Source organism: Pseudomonas lopnurensis, assembly GCF_015070855.1.
GTDB classification, from domain to species: domain Bacteria; phylum Pseudomonadota; class Gammaproteobacteria; order Pseudomonadales; family Pseudomonadaceae; genus Stutzerimonas; species Stutzerimonas lopnurensis.
The window spans coordinates 78,247-80,094 of the sequence record NZ_JADDIX010000031.1; the positions used below are offsets into that span (position 1 = coordinate 78,247).

A 1,848-nucleotide genomic window follows, 5' to 3' on the forward strand; every position below is an offset into this window, starting at 1 on the left:
AGCTTTGCGCGCTGGAATATTCGCGGGCATGGACTCGGCGTCCCCGCCCTCTCCTACAGGGATACGTCTATCCGCAACAGCCAACTCGGACAGAGCCAAACAAAAAGGGCGTCGGGCTCACGGCGCCGACGCCCTCGCTAGGCTGGCTGACTATCGGTCAGTGCAGGCCTTGGATGTAGCTGGCCAGCGCTTCGATATCCTTGTTGCTCAGCTTGGCGGCAATACCGCGCATGATCATGGCGTCGCCATCGTTGGTACGGTTGCCTTCACGGAAATCGGTCAGCTGCTTGGCGGTGTAGGTGGCATGCTGGCCACCCAGGTGCGGGAAGCCGGCCAGGTCGTTGCCGACACCGTTGGGCGCATGGCAACCGGTGCAGGCCGGCATGCCCTGGTCCAGCTTGCCGCCACGGAACAGCTGCTCGCCTTGGGCGATCAGCGCCGGATCGGCGAAGCCCACCGTCATTTTCTGGCTGGCGAAGTAGGCGGCGATGTCCTCGAGGTCCTGATCGCTCAGCGGGTCGAGCATGCCGGTCATTTCCAGCACCTTGCGACCAACGCCCTCCTCGGCGCCCGGCGTGCTGCCGGCCTTGATGTCATGCAGCTGCTTGAGCAGGTAGCGCTCGCCCTGGCCGGCGAGTTTCGGGAAATTCGGTGCCGGGCTGTTGCCGTCCGCACCGTGGCAGGCGCCACACACTGCAACTTTGCCCTGACCAGCTTCGGCGTTTCCAGCCGCGTGGGCCATACCGGTGATGCCAAGGGTCAACAGCAGACTCACGAGTACTTTGTTCATCAGCTAATCCAACTACGGCTAAGGGTTTGTAAGGGAAACTCATCGGGTCACGCACAGCCGTCCGGCTGCGGCGACGCTCGTTATAGTGGCATGCCGGGCAAGCGGGCCTTGCATCGCATCCCGCCGCAGGGCGCGCCCGTCAGCAGCCTGGAAGCTCATGCACGGCCTGATACAGGCCAAAGCGCACATAAAATCTGCGGCATTATATACTTCCGTTCTTGAAACGGAAATGAACCATTGCCGCACCCCCGCGCACTCACCGGAACGACCATGCTCCCGAAAAACCCGATTCTCGGCCTCTGCCAACAGGCCTCCTTCATGACCAGCGCCGCCAAGGTCGATCAGTGCCCGGCCGACGAGGGTCTGGAAGTCGCCTTCGCCGGCCGGTCCAATGCGGGCAAGTCCAGTGCGCTGAACACGCTGACCCACGCCAACCTGGCGCGCACCTCGAAGACGCCGGGCCGCACCCAGTTGCTCAACTTCTTTCGCCTGGACGACGAGCGCCGCCTGGTCGACCTACCCGGCTACGGCTATGCCAAGGTGCCGATCCCGCTCAAGCAGCACTGGCAGCGCCACCTGGAGGCCTACCTGGGTAGCCGTGAAAGCCTGGCCGGCGTGTTCCTGATGATGGACATCCGCCATCCGCTGACCGAGTTCGACCGGATGATGCTGGACTGGTCGAGCGCCAGCCAGATGCCGCTGCACATTCTCCTGACCAAGTCCGACAAGCTGGCCTTCGGCGCGGCGAAGAATGCCCTGCTGGCGATCCAGCGCGACATTCACAAGGGCTGGGGCAACGGCGTCAGCGTGCAACTGTTTTCCGCGCCCAAGCGCCAGGGCGTCGAGGAAGCCCAGCTGGTGCTGGCAAGCTGGCTGGGCCTGCTGGACGACACATCCGAAGAAGAGCAAGAACCTGACGCGTGAAGCTGCCGATTGGTGGACCACGCTTCACCGCCCCATCCATCAGAGCCTGGTGGATGTAAAAAGCGACATCCACCCTACGCCAAAACCCGGCGCCAACCGCAGCAATGTAGGGTGGATCGCGCTTCACCGATCCA

The 1,848-nt window shown here is 63.3% G+C and carries 2 protein-coding genes; one reads left to right on the forward strand and one right to left on the reverse strand.

Translation table 11 applies throughout. The features are described 5' to 3' along the window. Positions 1-157 precede the first annotated feature (157 nt). The gene (locus IN820_RS06660) at positions 158-790 is read right to left on the reverse strand and encodes a c-type cytochrome (RefSeq protein WP_193680220.1); all 633 of its coding nucleotides are present in this window, start codon (positions 788-790) and stop codon (positions 158-160) included. 270 nt (positions 791-1,060) lie between these two features. On the opposite strand from IN820_RS06660, the gene yihA reads away from it, so the two are divergent. After that, complete coding sequence (gene yihA, locus IN820_RS06665) at positions 1,061-1,714, forward strand: ribosome biogenesis GTP-binding protein YihA/YsxC (protein WP_193680221.1); 654 nt, start codon at positions 1,061-1,063, stop codon at positions 1,712-1,714. Positions 1,715-1,848: the final 134 nt, after the last annotated feature.

What these genes read in the sequence shown, in the direction of transcription:
- yihA (WP_193680221.1), top strand. Translation starts at nt 1,061, where the DNA reads ATGCTCCCGAAAAACCCGATTCTCGGCCTCTGCCAACAGGCCTCCTTC.
- IN820_RS06660 (WP_193680220.1), bottom strand. Translation starts at nt 790, where the DNA reads ATGAACAAAGTACTCGTGAGTCTGCTGTTGACCCTTGGCATCACCGGT.